The following is a 15154-nucleotide window of genomic DNA, read 5'->3' on the forward strand; positions in this document are numbered from 1 at the left end:
CCAGCATCCCGCACCGCGACCGTGCGGCCTAGGCTCGCCGCATGCCCCTCGTCACGCTGCTGAGCGGCCCGACCGCGACGGGCAAGACCACGATGGCGCGAGCGCTCGAGGCCGCCGGCGCGGTGCGACTGTCGATGGACGAGGCGCAGTGGGCCGCCGGCTACCGGGGCGCCTTCCCGCCCGTCGAGGTCATCGAGCGCCTCGAGTCCGAGCTCAAGCGGCGCATGGTGGATGCGATCGCCGACGGTCGCCCCGTCGTCGTCGACCTGTCGCTCACCACGCGGCCGTTCCGCGACGCGTGGCGCGAGGCTGCCGAGGCGGCGGGCGCGAGCGTCGACCTCGTCGTGCTCACGGCGCCCACCGACGTGCTGTGGGCGCGCATCCAGCAGCGCGCGGGCCGCGACGACCCCAACGCGTTCACGCTCGACCGGGACGCGCTCGAGGCGTACGTCGCGTCGGTCGAGCCGCCGCATCCCGACGAGCGGGCTCGCGTCGTCGTGACGGGCTGAGCGCCTAGATCTGGTACTCGATCGACCCCGAGCGGGCGACCGAGGCCGGCACGCCCACGAGCGTGACGCCCGAGGGGGCGTCGCGCACGACGACCGCGTTCGCGCCGACCTTCACGTCGTCGCCGAGCACGATGGGCCCGAGCACCTTCGCCCCGGCGCCCACGGTGACGCGGTCGCCGAGCACGGGATGCCGGCGCCCGCCCGCCGCCGACGTGCCGCCCAGCGTCACCTGGTGGTAGATGAGGCAGTCGTCGCCGACGACCGCGGTCTCGCCGATGACGACGCCCATGCCGTGGTCGATGAGCAGGCGCCTGCCGAGCGTCGCGCCCGGATGGATCTCGACGCCCGTGAGGAACCGCATCCATTGGCTGCCGGCGCGGGCCGCGAAGCGCAGCCCGCGCCGCCAGAGCCAGTGGTGCCACCGGTGGCCCCACACGGCGTGCAGGGTCGAGTAGGTGAGCCACACCTCCAGGGCGCCGCGAGCCGCCGGATCGCGCAGCTGCGCGTTCCGGATGTCCTCGCGGATCCCCAGCACCTCGATCAGGCCAGGTCGGCGTAGATCGGGTTCGACAGGTAGCGCTCGCCCGTGTCGCAGATGATGGCGACGATGGTCTTGCCCGCGTTCTCGGGGCGGCGGGCGACCTCGAGGGCGGCCCACACGATGGCGCCGGAGGAGATGCCCGAGAAGATGCCCTCCTCGGCCGACAGCTGACGCGCGACGCGCACGGCGTCGTCGAGCGCGACGTCGACGACCTCGTCGTAGACCTCGCGGTCGAGGATCGACGGCACGAAGTTCGCGCCGATGCCCTGGATCTTGTGCGGGCCTGCCGTGCCCTGCGTGAGCAGCGGCGAGTCGATGGGCTCGACCGCGATGACCTGGACCTCGGGCTTCAGCTCCTTGAGGCGTGCGCCGGCGCCCGTGATGGTGCCGCCCGTGCCGATGCCGGCGACGAAGATGTCGACCTCGCCGTCGGTGTCGGCCCAGATCTCCTCGGCGGTGGTCTCGCGGTGCACCTTCGGGTTCGCCGGGTTGTCGAACTGGCGCGCGAGGATGGCGCCGGGCGTCTCCTCGACGATCTGGGCGGCGCGCTCGACGGCGCCGCGCATGCCCTCGGAGCCGGGCGTGAGCACGAGCTCGGCGCCGAGCGCCTTGAGCACGGCGCGGCGCTCGACCGACATGGTCTCGGGCATCGACAGGATGACGCGGTAGCCCTTCGCGGCGCCGACGAGCGCGAGCGCGATGCCGGTGTTGCCGCTCGTGCCCTCGACGATCGTGCCGCCGGGCTGCAGCTCGCCCGAGGCCTCCGCGGCCTCGATGATCGCCTTGCCGATGCGGTCCTTCACGCTGGCGCCCGGGTTGAAGTACTCGAGCTTCGCGAGGATCGTGGCGTGGGTGTCGTCGACGCGCTGCAGTCGGACGAGCGGCGTGCCGCCGATCGTGGCCGTCACGTCGTCGTAGATGCGAGCCATAGGTAAGCCTTTCACGGGGGAGAAGCAGTCGTGATGATGCTAGCCGTTCGACCCTGACCGCGCGCACGGATGGGGATGCCTTCAGGGTACGGTGCCGAGGTGCCCGACCTCCGCGCGACCGTGACCGCCGCACGCGACGCCCTCGCGCGGGTCGGGGTCGTCGGTCCCGATGCCGAGATCCTCGCGGCTCACGTGCTCGGCACGAGCCTGGGGGAGCTGCGGATGCGCATGCTGCGCGGCGCCGAGATCGCTCCCGACGACGCTCGCGCGCTCGGGGCGCTCGTCGCCCGCCGCGGCGAGCGCGAGCCGCTGCAGCACCTCACGGGCGAGGCCCACTTCCGCCACGTCTCGCTCGCGGTCGGCCCCGGCGTCTTCACGCCCCGTCCCGAGACCGAGGTGCTCGTCGACCACGCGCTCGCGCTGCTGGCTGCGCGCCGTGCGGATGCGGCGGACGCGCCCTCGATCGTCGTCGACGCGTGCGCGGGCTCCGGCGCCGTCGCCATCGCGATCGCGACGGAGCGTCCCGCGACGCAGGTGCACGCCGTCGAGCTCTCCGACGACGCCATCGCGTGGACGCGGCGCAACGTCGATGCGCTCGCGCCGAGCATCCGACTCGTGCAGGGCGACGTCGCCGAGCTCGACGCGCTGCTGCCCGACGTCGTGGGCGCCGTCGACGTGCTCGTGTCGAACCCGCCGTACGTGCCTGCCGCTGCCGTGCCGCGCGATCCCGAGGTGCGGCTGCACGATCCGGCGCTCGCGCTCTACTCGGGCGACGACGGCCTCGACGTCGTGCGCGCGCTCGCCGACGTCGGCCTGCGCATGGTGCGCGCGGGCGGCGGCATCGCGCTCGAGCACGGCGAGGAGCAGGGCGGGGGCGTGCGCGCCGTGCTCTCGGCCGCCGGCTGGCACGACGCCGCGACCCATCCCGACCTCACGGGGCGCGACCGCATCACGACTGCGCGGCGCTGACGGCGTCGTCGCCCCGCGTCCGTCGACGCCGAGGGATGCCGCCGACCGCCTGACGGCCGTCGCAGCCGGGCGACCGTACGATGGATGCGTGCCCGAGACCTTCGACTGCAGCGTGCCCACGAGCCTCCTGGCGGGCGTGCGCGCGGCGAGGCAGACGCTGCAGACCGGCGGCCTCGTGATCATGCCGACCGACACGGTCTACGGCATCGCGGCCGACGCGTTCAGCCCCGACGCTGTCGCAGGCCTGCTCGCCGCGAAGGGCCGCGACCGTCAGTCGCCCCCTCCGGTGCTCGTGCCCGACATCGCCACGCTCACGGCCCTCGCCGAGCGCGTCTCCGACGACGTGCGCGCCCTCGCCGACGCGTTCTGGCCCGGTCCGCTCACGATCATCGTGCGCGCGCAGCCGAGCCTGTCGTGGGACCTCGGCGAGACGAAGGGCACCGTCGCGCTGCGCATGCCTGCGAACGACGTCGCGCTGGGCCTCCTCGCCGAGACGGGTCCGCTCGCGGTCTCGAGCGCCAACCGCCACGGCGAGCCCGCATCCACCTCCGCCGCAGCACCCGCCGAGGCGCTCGCCGAGTCGGTCGCCGTCGTGCTCGACGCCGGCACCGTGGGCGAGGGCTACGAGCCGCACGCCGACGGGGAGCGGGCGCAGAACGGCTCGACGATCGTCGACGCGACGGGGGAGCGCATCCGCATCGTCCGCCAGGGTGTGCTGTCGCGCGAGCGCATCGCCGAGGTCGTGGGCGAGGCGCTCGCGCCATGACCCTCTTCGTCGCGGTCGCGCTGCTCGCCGCCGTCGTCACGTGGCTCATGAGCCTCGGCACGCTGCGGTTCGCGCTCGCGCGCGGCATCCATCCGCCCGTGCGCGAGCGCGACGTCCATGCGAAGCCCACGCCTCGCCTGGGCGGCGTCGCGATGTTCACGGGCGTCGTCGCCGCGCTCACGGCCGGCGCGTTCGTGCCGCAGTTCCAGGCCGCCTACGCCGAGCCGCACAAGATCGTCGCGCTGCTGTGCGCCACGGGCTTCATCGTCACGGTCGGCGTGCTCGACGACCTGCTCGACCTCGACTGGATGGTCAAGCTCGGCGCGCAGCTCGTCGCAGCCGGCGTCGTCGCCTTCTTCGTCGTGCGCATCACGTCGACGCCGAACCCGTTCGGCGGCATCGCCGTGGGCTCGTCGCAGATGTCGATCGTGCTGACGGTCGTCACGATCGTGCTCGTCATGAACGCCGTGAACTTCATCGACGGCCTCGACGCGCTCGTCGCGGGCACCACGATCATCGGCTCCGCCGCGTTCTTCGCCTACATCTGGATCATCAGCCGCTCGCTGGGCCAGGCGGAGGCCTACTTCTCGGTCGCGAGCATCATCACCGCCGTCGTGATCGGCGCCTGCATCGGGTTCCTGCCGCTCAACTGGCACAAGGCGAAGATGTTCATGGGCGACGCCGGCGCGCTCATGGTGGGCCTGCTCACCGCGACGGCTGCGATCTCGGTCACGGGGCAGATCGACCTCACCGTGCTCGGCGGCCGCTCGCAGATCCTCCCCGCCTTCATCCCCGTGCTGCTGCCGTTCGCGATCCTCGCGCTGCCGCTGCTCGACTTCGTGCTCGCGGTGCTGCGCAGGCTGCTCAACGGCCAGAGCCCCTTCGCCGCCGATCGCAAGCACCTGCACCACCGGCTGCTCGACATGGGCCACACGCACCTGGGCGCCGTGCTGATCTTCTACTCGTGGACGATCGTGGTCTCGCTGGGCTGCCTCCTGTTCCTCTTCCTCGACGAGTGGGTCGCAGCCGGTATCATCGGTCTCGGCTTCCTCGTCTGCGCGGTCCTCACGGCATTGCCCGTGAGCCGCCGGGTCTGGCACTCCGCCAGGCGTCTCGCGAGGCTGCGTGCGGCAGAGCGCCGGGCGCGCAGCAGGAGGCGACGAACGGTCGAGGCAGGGGAGCGACGATGACCATCCAGGACGTCATGCGCCGCGTGCTCGCGTACGGCGGGCTGCTGGCCCTCGCCATCGCGGTCATCGGCGGCATCGCGGGATTCGTGGTGGCCGGATGGACGGGCGTCGTGAGCGCCCTCGTCGGCACCGCCATCGCGATCGCCTTCCTCTCGCTCACGGCCGTCTCGGTCATCGTGGGCTTCAAGGTCTCGCGCGGCGAGCTGCTGCACGCCGGCTTCTTCGGCGTGCTGCTCGGCGGCATGCTGCTGAAGTTCATCCTCTTCCTCGTCTTCATGACGTGGCTGCAGGGCCAGGCGTGGCTCGCCGGCGGCGTCGTGTTCGGCACGATGCTCGCGGCCGTGCTCGGCTCGCTCGTGGTCGACGTGCTCGTGATCGGCCGCTCGCGGCAGCCCACGGTCGACGAGCCCGCCGAGGAGGAGACCCAGGGGCGGCCGGCACGCCGCTGACGCCCTGGCTTCTGCTAGGCTTCGAAGCGATCCCCCAGGTTGATCCCTCATGCTCCGCGCCCTCAGGATGCGCAGCGAACGGGACTCGATCAGGGACCACGATCTGTACGACGACGACCTATGGCGCCGTGACGCGCCGTGACCGACGGAGACCCCGCTGAGCGCGCTTCCCCTGCTGGCCATTTCCGCCGCCGCTCCCGAGCCCGAGCCGTTCCACCCGCCGAGCCTGTCGGAGTTCTTCCCTGAGGTCTTCCTCCTCACGGATCCGACGGCCGTGGGCCTGACGGGCGCCGAGGAGCCGATCTTCGGCCTGAACCGCATCATGCTCATCCGCTTCCTCGCGGTCGCCGTGATGATGCTGATCCTGTGGCTCGCCGTGCGCAACATGCGCATCGTGCCCACGCGGTTCCAGGCCGGTGCCGAGTTCCTGCTCGGGTTCGTGCGCCAGAACGTGATCATCGACACGCTCGGCGAGAAGGACGGCCGCCGGTTCATGCCGGTGCTCATGGCCATGTTCTTCGGCATCCTCGCGATGAACATCACGGGCATCATCCCCGGGCTGAACATCGCGGGCACCTCGGTGATCGGCATGCCGCTCGTGCTCGCGCTCGTCGCCTACGTGCTGTTCATCTACGCGGGCCTCAAGAAGCACCCCGGCGCGTTCCTCAAGAACTCGCTGTTCCCGTCGGGCGTGCCGCTGCCGATCTACATCATCGTGACGCCGATCGAGTTCCTCTCGACCTTCGTGCTGCGTCCCGTCACGCTCGCCCTGCGACTCCTCATGAACATGGTCGCCGGCCACCTGCTGCTGGTGCTGTGCTTCGCGGCGACGCACTTCTTCTTCCTCTCGATGCTCGCCTACGGCGACTTCCTCGGGCTCCTCGGCATCGGCACGCTGGCCTTCGGCCTCGCGTTCACGCTGTTCGAGATCCTCGTGGCCGTGCTGCAGGCGTACGTCTTCACCTACCTCGCTGCCGTCTACATCCAGCTCGCGCTGGCCGACGAGCACTGATCGTCCGACCCCAACCCGGTCGTACAGCAACCTCCAGAAAGGAACCGCACCAATGAACATCGTCGGCTACCTCGCCCCGATCGCATTCGGCCTCGCGTCCATCGGCTCCGCCATCGGCGTGGGCATCATCGTCGGCAAGACGATCGAGTCGGTCGCTCGCCAGCCCGAGCTCCAGGGCCGCCTGACGGGCCTCATGTTCCTCGGCATCGCATTCACCGAGGCACTGGCGTTCATCGCCATCGCAACGGGCTTCATCCCGTTCACCGCCCCGGCCTGATCGCCGACCGCCTAGCGGTCTCCAAGGAAAAGGAGTCGGGATGCAGCTCGCATTCCCCGTCGTGATGGCGGATGAGCACGGTGAGGCCTCGCCCAACCCGCTGATCCCCGCGATCTACGACATCGTCTGGAGCGCGGTCGTCTTCGCGATCGTCCTCGTGTTCTTCCTGTGGCTCGTGCCCAAGCTGAACAAGGCGCTCGACGCACGTCGCGACGCCATCGAGGGCGCGCTCGAGCGCGCCGAGGCGGCCGAGGCGAAGGCGAAGGCCTCCGTCGAGGAGAACGCCGCGATCCTCGCCGAGGCTCGTGCCGAGGCGTCGCAGATCCGCGAGAAGGCGCGCGCCGAGGGTGCGCAGATCCTCGCGGAGCTCAAGGTCGCCGCGCAGGAGGAGGCCGACCGCGTCGGCGCCACCGCCCGTGCGCAGATCGAGGCCGAGCGCCAGGCCGCCGTGCAGTCGCTGCGCCAGGAGGTCGGCGTGCTCGCGCTCGACCTGTCCGAGAAGGTCGTCGGCGAGTCGCTCGACGAGCAGCGTGCCGCTGGCATCGTGGACCGCTTCCTCGCGGACCTCGAGGCCGAGGAGGCTGGTCGCCGGTGAGGTCCGCCACCCGTGAGGCGCTCGGCGCCCTGACGAGCGCCGTGCAGGCGTCGTCGGGCGCCGGCGTCTCCGACGCCCGCGAGGTGCTGCAGGCGGCACGCGCCATCGAGCGCACGCCGCAGCTGCTCGCGGCGCTCGTCGACACGAACGGCACGAGCGCCGACCGCGACGCGATCGTGGCGCGGGTCTTCGGCTCGCTCGGCGCAGAGGCGCGTCGCCTGCTCGGCGTCGCCGCCGCGCAGCGCTGGTCCTCGGGCGCCGACCTGCTCGCAGGCCTCGAGGACGCGGGCATCCGCATCGCGGCGACGGCGGCCGACGTCGACGTCGCGAGCGAGATCCACCAGTTCCGCGAGATCGTCGCGGGCGACGCCGACCTCGAGCTCGCGCTCGGCGGCCTGCTCGGCGCGGCCGACGACAAGGCCCTCGTGGTCGAGCGTCTGCTCGCGGGCCGGGCCTCGGAGTCGACCCTCGTGATCCTCGACCACCTCGTGCGCTCGCCGCGCGGCCGCCGCATCGGCGCGCTGCTCGCGCAGGCGGCCGAGACGGTCGCCGACGCCGCCGGCGCCGGGATCGCGACGGTCACGACCGCCGTGCCCCTGCCGGACGCGCAGCTGCGCAGGCTCGAGACGAGCCTCTCGCAGCGCTACGGACGACGCCTGCAGGTGCAGCAGGTCGTCGACCCCCAGATCATCGGCGGCCTCCGGGTCGCGGTCGCGGACGACGTCATCGACGGCACGATCCGCTCGAAGTTCACCGACCTCCGGCTGCGGCTGGCCTAGGTCACACGAGGAGAAGCAATGGCAGAGATCACCATCAGCCCCGATGACATCAAGGGTGCGCTGAGCGACTTCGTGGCCTCGTACGAGGCCAAGGCCTCGTCGACGAGCGAGGTCGGTCGCGTCACCGACGCCGCCGACGGCATCGCCCACGTCGAGGGCCTTCCCGGCGTCATGGCCAACGAGCTCGTCCGCTTCGCGGACGGCACGCTCGGCCTCGCCCAGAACCTCGACGAGACCGAGATCGGCGTCGTCGTGCTCGGCGAGTTCGGCGGCATCGTCGAGGGCCTCGAGGTCACCCGCACCGGCGAGGTCCTCTCGGTCCCCGTCGGCGACGGCTACCTCGGCCGCGTCGTCGACCCGCTCGGCGCCCCGATCGACGGCCTCGGCGACATCGCCTCGACCGGTCGTCGTGCGCTCGAGCTGCAGGCTGCAGGCGTCATGGACCGCAAGTCGGTCCACGAGCCCATGCAGACCGGCATCAAGGCCATCGACGCCATGATCCCCGTCGGCCGCGGTCAGCGTCAGCTGATCATCGGCGACCGCCAGACCGGCAAGACGGCGATCGCGATCGACACGATCATCAACCAGAAGGCCAACTGGGAGTCGGGCGACGTCTCGAAGCAGGTTCGCTGCATCTACGTCGCCGTCGGTCAGAAGGGCTCCACGATCGCCTCCGTCAAGGGTGCGCTCGAGGAGGCCGGCGCCATGGAGTACACGACGATCGTCGCCGCTCCCGCGTCTGACCCCGCCGGCTTCAAGTACCTCGCGCCGTACACGGGCTCGGCCATCGGCCAGCACTGGATGTACGAGGGCAAGCACGTCCTGATCATCTTCGACGACCTGTCGAAGCAGGCCGAGGCCTACCGTGCCGTGTCGCTGCTGCTGCGTCGCCCGCCGGGCCGCGAGGCATACCCTGGCGACGTCTTCTACCTGCACTCCCGTCTGCTGGAGCGTTGCGCGAAGCTCTCCGACGCCCTCGGCGCCGGCTCGATGACGGGCCTGCCCATCATCGAGACGAAGGCCAACGACGTCTCGGCGTACATCCCGACCAACGTGATCTCGATCACCGATGGCCAGATCTTCCTGCAGTCCGACCTCTTCAACGCCAACCAGCGTCCCGCGGTCGACGTCGGCATCTCGGTCTCGCGAGTCGGTGGCGACGCGCAGGTCAAGTCGATCAAGAAGGTCTCCGGCACGCTCAAGCTCGAGCTGGCCCAGTACCGCTCGCTCGAGGCGTTCGCGATGTTCGCATCCGACCTCGATGCCGCGTCGCGTCGTCAGCTCGCTCGAGGCGCTCGCCTCACCGAGCTGCTGAAGCAGCCGCAGTACTCGCCGTACCCGGTCGAGGAGCAGGTCGTCTCGATCTGGGCGGGCACGAACGGCAAGATGGACGACGTGCCCGTGAGCGAGGTGCTGCGCTTCGAGGCGGAGCTGCTCGACCACCTGCGTCGCAACTCCACCGTGCTGACGACGCTGCGCGACACGAACGTCCTGGACGACGAGACGCTGAAGACGCTCGAGTCCGAGGTCGATGCGTTCGCCGCCGGCTTCGTCGCCGACGAGTCCGACTCGATCCTGGGTGACGACTCCTCCGAGCAGATGCCGCTCGAGGACGTCAACCAGGCGCAGATCGTGAAGGGCAAGCGCTAAGCCTCATGGGAGCCCAGCTCAGGGTCTACACGCAGAAGATCAAGTCTGCGCAGACGACCAAGAAGATCACGAAGGCGATGGAGCTCATCGCCGCGTCGCGCATCCAGAAGGCGCTGGCGCGGGTCGAGGCCTCCTCGCCGTACGCACGCGCCATCACGCGTGCCGTGAGCGCGGTCGCGACGTACTCGAACGAGGTCCACGACCTCACGCTCGAGCGCGACGAGATCCGCCGCAGCGCGATCGTGGTCCTCACGAGCGACCGCGGCCTCGCCGGCGCGTTCAACTCGCAGATCCTCCGCGAGGCCGGCGAGCTGCGGGCGCAGCTCGAGGCGCAGGGCAAGGAGGTCGAGCACTACCTGGTCGGCCGCAAGGCGGTGCAGTACTTCCAGTTCCGTCGCCGTGCCGCGGTGCGCGACTGGACGGGCGAGACCGACGTGCCCACGGCCGACCTGGCCAAGGAGATCGCCGACGCCGTCATCGAGTCGTACGTCAAGGGCTCGGCCGACGGTGGCGTCGACGAGATCCACGTCGTCTACAACCGCTTCGTCAGCATGATGACGCAGGAGCCGCAGACCGTGCGTCTGCTGCCCCTCGAGATCGTCGACGCAGCCGACGACGCGACCGACGGCGAGCACTTCCCGCTCTACGAGTTCGAGCCGGAGCCGGGCCGCGTGCTCGACGCGCTCCTGCCCGTCTACGTCGAGAGCCGCATCTTCAACGCCCTCCTGCAGTCCGCAGCCTCGAAGCAGGCCGCGACGCAGAAGGCGATGAAGTCGGCCTCCGACAACGCGGACACGCTCATCACCGACTACACGCGCCTCCGCAACAACGCGCGTCAGGCAGAGATCACGCAGCAGATCTCCGAGATCGTGGGCGGCGCGGACGCCCTCGGCTCGGCGAAGTAAGCCACGAAAGGCACCTGGAAGCATGACCATCACGGAAGCAGCAGCCACGCAGGCAGCCGTCGGCCGCATCGCGCGCGTCACGGGCCCGGTCGTCGACATCGAGTTCCCGCACGACGCCATCCCCGGCATCTACAGCGCGCTGAAGACCGACGTGTCGTTCGGCGAGGGCACCGAGACGCAGACCATCACGCTCGAGGTCGCGCAGCACCTCGGCGACGACCTCGTGCGCGCCATCGCCCTCAAGCCGACCGACGGCCTCGTCCGCGGCCAGGAGGTGCGCGACACCGGCGAGCCCATCACGGTGCCCGTCGGCGACGTCACCAAGGGCAAGGTCTTCAACGTCATCGGCGAGGCCCTGAACCTCGCCGAGGGCGAGACGATCGAGGTCACCGAGCGGTGGCCCATCCACCGCAAGGCGCCCGCGTTCGACCAGCTCGAGTCGAAGACGCAGCTCTTCGAGACCGGCATCAAGGTCATCGACCTCCTCACGCCGTACGTGCAGGGTGGCAAGATCGGCCTCTTCGGCGGTGCGGGCGTCGGCAAGACGGTCCTCATCCAGGAGATGATCCAGCGCGTCGCGCAGGACCACGGTGGCGTGTCGGTGTTCGCCGGCGTCGGCGAGCGCACGCGTGAGGGCAACGACCTCATCCACGAGATGGAGGAGGCGGGCGTCTTCGACAAGACCGCCCTCGTCTTCGGCCAGATGGACGAGCCGCCGGGGACGCGTCTGCGCGTCGCCCTGTCGGCCCTCACGATGGCGGAGTACTTCCGCGACGTGCAGAAGCAGGACGTGCTGCTCTTCATCGACAACATCTTCCGCTTCACGCAGGCGGGCTCCGAGGTGTCGACGCTGCTGGGCCGCATGCCCTCCGCCGTGGGCTACCAGCCGAACCTCGCCGACGAGATGGGCCTCCTGCAGGAGCGCATCACCTCGACGCGCGGCCACTCGATCACGTCGCTGCAGGCGATCTACGTGCCGGCCGACGACTACACCGACCCGGCCCCCGCCACGACGTTCGCGCACCTCGACGCGACGACGGAGCTCAGCCGTGCGATCGCGTCGAAGGGCCTCTACCCGGCCGTCGACCCGCTCACGTCGACGAGCCGCATCCTCGACCCGCGCTACATCGGCGAGGACCACTACCGCGTGGCCACGACGGTGAAGCAGATCCTGCAGAAGAACAAGGAGCTGCAGGAGATCATCGCCATCCTCGGCGTCGACGAGCTCTCCGAGGAGGACAAGATCGTCGTGTCGCGTGCACGTCGCATCGAGCAGTTCCTCTCGCAGAACACGTACATGGCGAAGAAGTTCACGGGCGTCGAGGGCTCCACCGTGCCGCTCAAGGACACGATCGAGTCGTTCGACGCGATCTCCAAGGGCGAGTTCGACCACGTCTCCGAGCAGGCCTTCTTCAACGTCGGTGCCATCACGGACGTCGAGGAGAAGTGGGCGCAGATCCAGAAGGAGAACGGCTGATGGCACTCGCCGTCAGCATCGTCTCGGCCGAGGCCGAGGTCTGGTCGGGCGACGCCAGCCAGGTCTCCGCACGCACGGTCGAGGGTGAGATCGGCATCCTCTCGGGCCATGAGCCCGTGCTGGCCGTGCTCGCCGAGGGTCAGGTGCGCGTGACGCCGATCGACGGCGCCCCCATCGCGGTCGACGCGGCGGACGGCTTCCTGTCGGTCGACCACGACCGGGTCGAGATCGTCGCAAGGCACGCGCAGCTCGCGTGATCGTCATCCTGCCCCCTTCCGAGACGAAGGCGGCGGGCGGTGCGCCGGGGTCCATGCTGGACCTCGGCGCACTGGCGTTCCCGCCCCTGTCCTCGACGCGCGAACGCGTGCTCGACGCGACGATCGCGATGGCGATCGGGGCGCCGCCAGCGCCGACGCCGGCGCGGCAGCGCTGGATCGACGACGACCGCGCGCTGCGCTCGTCGCCGACCATGCCCGCGATCGAGCGCTACGAGGGCGTGCTGTACGACGCGCTCGACGCCGCGTCGCTCGAGCCCGGTGCGCGAGCCTGGGTCGACCGGCACGTCGTCGTCGGCTCGGCGCTGTGGGGCCTCGTGCGCGCGAGCGACCGCATCCCCTCGTACCGCTGCTCGTCGAGCGACCTCAAGGGGCCGCTCCGCGGCGCGTGGGCGGATGCGGGCGCCGTGCTCGCGGGCGAGACGGTCGTCGACCTGCGCTCGAAGGCGTACGTCGACGTCGCACCGGTGCCCGGCGCCATCGCCGTCGACGTCGTCGGCGAGGACGGCGCGGCCCTCAACCACTGGAACAAGCACGCCAAGGGTGCGCTCGTGCGGCGCATGGCGGAGTCGGGGCTCGCGGCGAGGAGCGCGCACGACCTCGCGTCGTGGGCGGCGGAGCGCGGGATCCGTCTGCGAGCGCTCGCCGACGACCGGCTCGAGCTGGTCGCGACGGCGTCCGGGCTCGGCTGAGCCCGGTTCGCGCAGAGCGCGACCGAGACCGCGACGACCCGCATAGGCTGGTGGGATGCGCCGAACCCTCGGAACCAGTGCCATCGTCGTCAGCTCGGTCGGCCTCGGCCTCAACAACCTCGGCAGGCCCGGCACGGCGACCGAGGAGCAGGCGGGCACCGATCGCCTCGTGCACGCGGCCATCGACCACGGCATCACGCTGCTCGACACCGCCGACATGTACGGCGTGCCGCCGACGACGAGCGAGCGTCTGCTGGGCAACGCGCTCAAGGGCAGGCGCGACCAGGTCGTGCTCGCGACGAAGTGGGGCCATCAGGACTTCCCGATCCCCGGCAGCGAGGACTGGGGCCCCAAGGGCGAGCGCCGCTACATCCGCAACGCGGTCGACGCGTCGCTCACGCGCCTGCAGACCGACTGGATCGACCTGTACCAGCTGCACACGCCCGACCCCGAGACGCCGATCGCGACCACGATCGACGCCCTCGACGAGCTCGTCGAGGCCGGCAAGATCCGCGCCTACGGCCACTCGAACCTGTCGGGCGAGCAGATCCGCGAGGCGGCGGCCGTGCAGTCGCCGAACGGCTTCGTGACGGCGCAGGACGAGTACAGCCTGCTGGCGCGCGGCGTCGAGGCCGACGTGCTGCCCGCCGCCCGCGAGGCGGGGCTGGGCTTCCTGCCGTACTTCCCGCTGTACAACGGCCTGCTCTCCGGCAAGTACACGCGCACGGAGCAGCCGCATGACGGTCGCCTGACGCGCATCAAGCCGCAGCTGCTCGAGGGCGTCGACTGGACGCAGCTCGAGGAGTACGACCGCATCGCGCGCGACGCCGGACTGACGATGCTCGAGGCCACCTTCGCGTGGCTGCTCGCGCAGGAGCCCGTCGTCTCGGTCATCGCCGGCGCGACCAAGCCCGAGCAGATCGCGCAGAACGTCGCCGCCGGCGAGGCGCGCATGGGCGCCGACGTCGTCGCCGCGATCTCCGACCTCTTCTCGTAGCGAGCCCCGCGAGCGCAGGGGAGTCCCGGCTCCACCGCGCGGGCGCGCGCACGGCGATCCACAGGCGCGCTCGTCGGCGGGTGCCGGTGTCGGGTGCGCCTCCCATGCTCCCCGGCATGCAGATCGTCCGCGCGTCGTCGCCCCAGCAGCTCCTGCTCGCCCTCCCGCATCTCGCGGGACCCGCCATCGCACGCTCGATCGTGCTCGTGCCGTTCCACGGATCGCGCACGGGCATGGCGCTGCGCTGCGACATCCCCGTGCTGCCGCGCGGCGCCCTCGTGCCGTGGGCCGACGACGTCGTGGGGTCGCTGCTCGACGCAGAGCCCGACGGCATCGCGATCGCCGTCGTGACCGACCGCGTCGTCGGCGCCGGTGCGCTGCCGCACCGCGCGCTCGTGCGGGCGCTCGTCGCTGCGTGCCGCCGCGCCCGCGTGCCCGTGCGCGCACGGCTGTGCCAATCGGCGGATGCGTGGGGCGACTACGCGCAGCCGCAGGCGGCGCGCGGCCCGCTCGCCGAGCTCGAGCTCACCGACGGGCTGCCGTTCCTCGCACCCACGCCCGCGCCGCGCGTGCCCGAGCCCGCGTCGCCCGCGCGGTGCCTCGCGGTCGCGGATGCGCTGGAGGCGGCCGTGGAGTCCGGGGCGATGCGGGCGGCGCTCGACGAACCCGTGGTCGCCGTGGAGCTCGCACTGCACGCGGCGGTGCTCTCGCCCGAGCAGGCCGCCACGGTGCTGGCGCTCGTGCAGCATCCCGCGATCCGCGACGCGACGACGTGCCAGCTGCTCGACGGACTCGCGGCCGGGGTCGAGGCCCACGCGCTGCAGCGCGGCGAGGGTTCCCCGGCGGGCGCCGATCGACTGCTGGGCATGGGGGCCGCGCCGGACCGCGACCGCGTCGAGCGCGGCGTCGGCCTGCTCGAGCACGTCGCCGCCGTCGCGCCGACGGGCATGCGCGCCGCGCCGCTCGTCATGCTCGCGTCGCTGCACTGGCTGCTGGGGCGGTCGGGGACGGCGGCCGCGTGCGTCGAGGAATCGCTGCGCGACGACCCAGAGCACGGCATGGCGCTGCTCATGGCGACGGTGCTGCACGCCGGCATGCTGCCCGAGTGGGTCGCCGCCGACCGCGCCGCGATGTCGTGACGT

18 protein-coding genes are annotated in these 15154 nt (G+C 71.3%); 16 read left to right on the plus strand and 2 right to left on the minus strand.

Going from position 1 to position 15154, the window contains the following annotated elements; all coding sequences use genetic code 11:
* Positions 1-41: 41 nt before the first annotated feature.
* Complete coding sequence (locus FS793_RS06370; protein WP_144719578.1) at positions 42-509, plus strand: AAA family ATPase; 468 nt, start codon at positions 42-44, stop codon at positions 507-509.
* Between the two features lie 4 nt (positions 510-513).
* Here the strand turns inward: FS793_RS06370 and cysE are convergent, their stop codons facing one another.
* Positions 514-1044, minus strand: coding sequence for a serine O-acetyltransferase (cysE, locus tag FS793_RS06375; protein WP_440130448.1), 531 nt, complete (start codon positions 1042-1044; stop codon positions 514-516).
* 5 nt (positions 1045-1049) lie between these two features.
* Positions 1050-1979, minus strand: coding sequence for a cysteine synthase A (gene cysK, locus FS793_RS06380; RefSeq protein ID WP_144719579.1), 930 nt, complete (start codon positions 1977-1979; stop codon positions 1050-1052).
* A 75-nt stretch (positions 1980-2054) separates the two neighbouring features.
* Here cysK and prmC point away from each other — a divergent pair, with 75 nt between their 5' ends.
* The 15 genes from prmC (at position 2055) to FS793_RS06455 (ending at position 15151) form a co-directional block, all read left to right on the plus strand.
* Positions 2055-2948 (plus strand): peptide chain release factor N(5)-glutamine methyltransferase, encoded by an 894-nt coding sequence (prmC, locus tag FS793_RS06385; RefSeq protein ID WP_144719580.1) that lies wholly within the window; start codon positions 2055-2057, stop codon positions 2946-2948.
* Between the two features lie 88 nt (positions 2949-3036).
* Complete coding sequence (locus FS793_RS06390; RefSeq protein WP_144719581.1) at positions 3037-3714, plus strand: L-threonylcarbamoyladenylate synthase; 678 nt, start codon at positions 3037-3039, stop codon at positions 3712-3714.
* On the plus strand, positions 3711-4904 hold the full coding sequence (locus FS793_RS06395) for an MraY family glycosyltransferase (RefSeq protein ID WP_144719582.1): 1194 nt from the start codon (positions 3711-3713) through the stop codon (positions 4902-4904). The genes FS793_RS06390 and FS793_RS06395 overlap by 4 nt, the downstream gene beginning before the upstream one ends.
* On the plus strand, positions 4901-5353 hold the full coding sequence (locus FS793_RS06400; protein ID WP_144719583.1) for a hypothetical protein: 453 nt from the start codon (positions 4901-4903) through the stop codon (positions 5351-5353). The genes FS793_RS06395 and FS793_RS06400 overlap by 4 nt, the downstream gene beginning before the upstream one ends.
* 274 nt (positions 5354-5627) lie before the next feature.
* Positions 5628-6365: a F0F1 ATP synthase subunit A gene (gene atpB, locus FS793_RS06405; RefSeq protein ID WP_260980049.1), complete on the plus strand. Its 738-nt coding sequence runs from the start codon at positions 5628-5630 to the stop codon at positions 6363-6365.
* Between the two features lie 52 nt (positions 6366-6417).
* Complete coding sequence (atpE, locus tag FS793_RS06410; protein WP_092502204.1) at positions 6418-6642, plus strand: ATP synthase F0 subunit C; 225 nt, start codon at positions 6418-6420, stop codon at positions 6640-6642.
* 40 nt (positions 6643-6682) lie between these two features.
* Positions 6683-7237: a F0F1 ATP synthase subunit B gene (locus tag FS793_RS06415; protein ID WP_260980050.1), complete on the plus strand. Its 555-nt coding sequence runs from the start codon at positions 6683-6685 to the stop codon at positions 7235-7237.
* Positions 7234-8016, plus strand: coding sequence for a F0F1 ATP synthase subunit delta (locus FS793_RS06420; protein ID WP_144719585.1), 783 nt, complete (start codon positions 7234-7236; stop codon positions 8014-8016). The genes FS793_RS06415 and FS793_RS06420 overlap by 4 nt, the downstream gene beginning before the upstream one ends.
* A gap of 18 nt (positions 8017-8034) precedes the next feature.
* On the plus strand, positions 8035-9666 hold the full coding sequence (atpA, locus tag FS793_RS06425) for a F0F1 ATP synthase subunit alpha (protein ID WP_092502199.1): 1632 nt from the start codon (positions 8035-8037) through the stop codon (positions 9664-9666).
* Positions 9667-9671: 5 nt separating this feature from the next.
* Positions 9672-10571, plus strand: coding sequence for a F0F1 ATP synthase subunit gamma (locus FS793_RS06430; RefSeq protein WP_092502197.1), 900 nt, complete (start codon positions 9672-9674; stop codon positions 10569-10571).
* A gap of 22 nt (positions 10572-10593) precedes the next feature.
* Positions 10594-12048 carry a F0F1 ATP synthase subunit beta gene (gene atpD / locus FS793_RS06435; RefSeq protein ID WP_144719586.1) on the plus strand — a complete coding sequence of 485 codons (1455 nt, stop codon included), beginning with the start codon at positions 10594-10596 and terminating at the stop codon, positions 12046-12048.
* On the plus strand, positions 12048-12305 hold the full coding sequence (locus tag FS793_RS06440) for a F0F1 ATP synthase subunit epsilon (protein WP_092502193.1): 258 nt from the start codon (positions 12048-12050) through the stop codon (positions 12303-12305). The genes atpD and FS793_RS06440 overlap by 1 nt, the downstream gene beginning before the upstream one ends.
* Positions 12306-12412: 107 nt before the next feature.
* On the plus strand, positions 12413-13015 hold the full coding sequence (locus tag FS793_RS06445) for a YaaA family protein (RefSeq protein WP_260980051.1): 603 nt from the start codon (positions 12413-12415) through the stop codon (positions 13013-13015).
* Positions 13016-13070: 55 nt separating this feature from the next.
* The gene (locus FS793_RS06450) at positions 13071-14012 is read left to right on the plus strand and encodes an aldo/keto reductase (protein WP_144719588.1); all 942 of its coding nucleotides are present in this window, start codon (positions 13071-13073) and stop codon (positions 14010-14012) included.
* Between the two features lie 116 nt (positions 14013-14128).
* Positions 14129-15151 (plus strand): DUF4192 family protein, encoded by a 1023-nt coding sequence (locus FS793_RS06455; RefSeq protein ID WP_186329360.1) that lies wholly within the window; start codon positions 14129-14131, stop codon positions 15149-15151.
* Positions 15152-15154 lie beyond the last annotated feature (3 nt).

It is taken from the genome of Agrococcus jejuensis (genome assembly GCF_007679035.1).
Classification (GTDB): domain Bacteria; phylum Actinomycetota; class Actinomycetes; order Actinomycetales; family Microbacteriaceae; genus Agrococcus; species Agrococcus jejuensis_A.

Coding starts and splice junctions, on each gene's coding strand:
- FS793_RS06370 (WP_144719578.1), top strand. CDS start 42: ATGCCCCTCGTCACGCTGCTGAGCGGCCCGACCGCGACGGGCAAGACC.
- atpE (WP_092502204.1), top strand. CDS start 6,418: ATGAACATCGTCGGCTACCTCGCCCCGATCGCATTCGGCCTCGCGTCC.
- FS793_RS06415 (WP_260980050.1), top strand. CDS start 6,683: ATGCAGCTCGCATTCCCCGTCGTGATGGCGGATGAGCACGGTGAGGCC.
- FS793_RS06430 (WP_092502197.1), top strand. CDS start 9,672: ATGGGAGCCCAGCTCAGGGTCTACACGCAGAAGATCAAGTCTGCGCAG.
- FS793_RS06455 (WP_186329360.1), top strand. CDS start 14,129: ATGCAGATCGTCCGCGCGTCGTCGCCCCAGCAGCTCCTGCTCGCCCTC.
- FS793_RS06395 (WP_144719582.1), top strand. CDS start 3,711: ATGACCCTCTTCGTCGCGGTCGCGCTGCTCGCCGCCGTCGTCACGTGG.
- FS793_RS06450 (WP_144719588.1), top strand. CDS start 13,071: ATGCGCCGAACCCTCGGAACCAGTGCCATCGTCGTCAGCTCGGTCGGC.
- FS793_RS06440 (WP_092502193.1), top strand. CDS start 12,048: ATGGCACTCGCCGTCAGCATCGTCTCGGCCGAGGCCGAGGTCTGGTCG.
- FS793_RS06400 (WP_144719583.1), top strand. CDS start 4,901: ATGACCATCCAGGACGTCATGCGCCGCGTGCTCGCGTACGGCGGGCTG.
- cysK (WP_144719579.1), bottom strand. CDS start 1,979: ATGGCTCGCATCTACGACGACGTGACGGCCACGATCGGCGGCACGCCG.
- atpD (WP_144719586.1), top strand. CDS start 10,594: ATGACCATCACGGAAGCAGCAGCCACGCAGGCAGCCGTCGGCCGCATC.
- atpA (WP_092502199.1), top strand. CDS start 8,035: ATGGCAGAGATCACCATCAGCCCCGATGACATCAAGGGTGCGCTGAGC.
- prmC (WP_144719580.1), top strand. CDS start 2,055: ATGCCTTCAGGGTACGGTGCCGAGGTGCCCGACCTCCGCGCGACCGTG.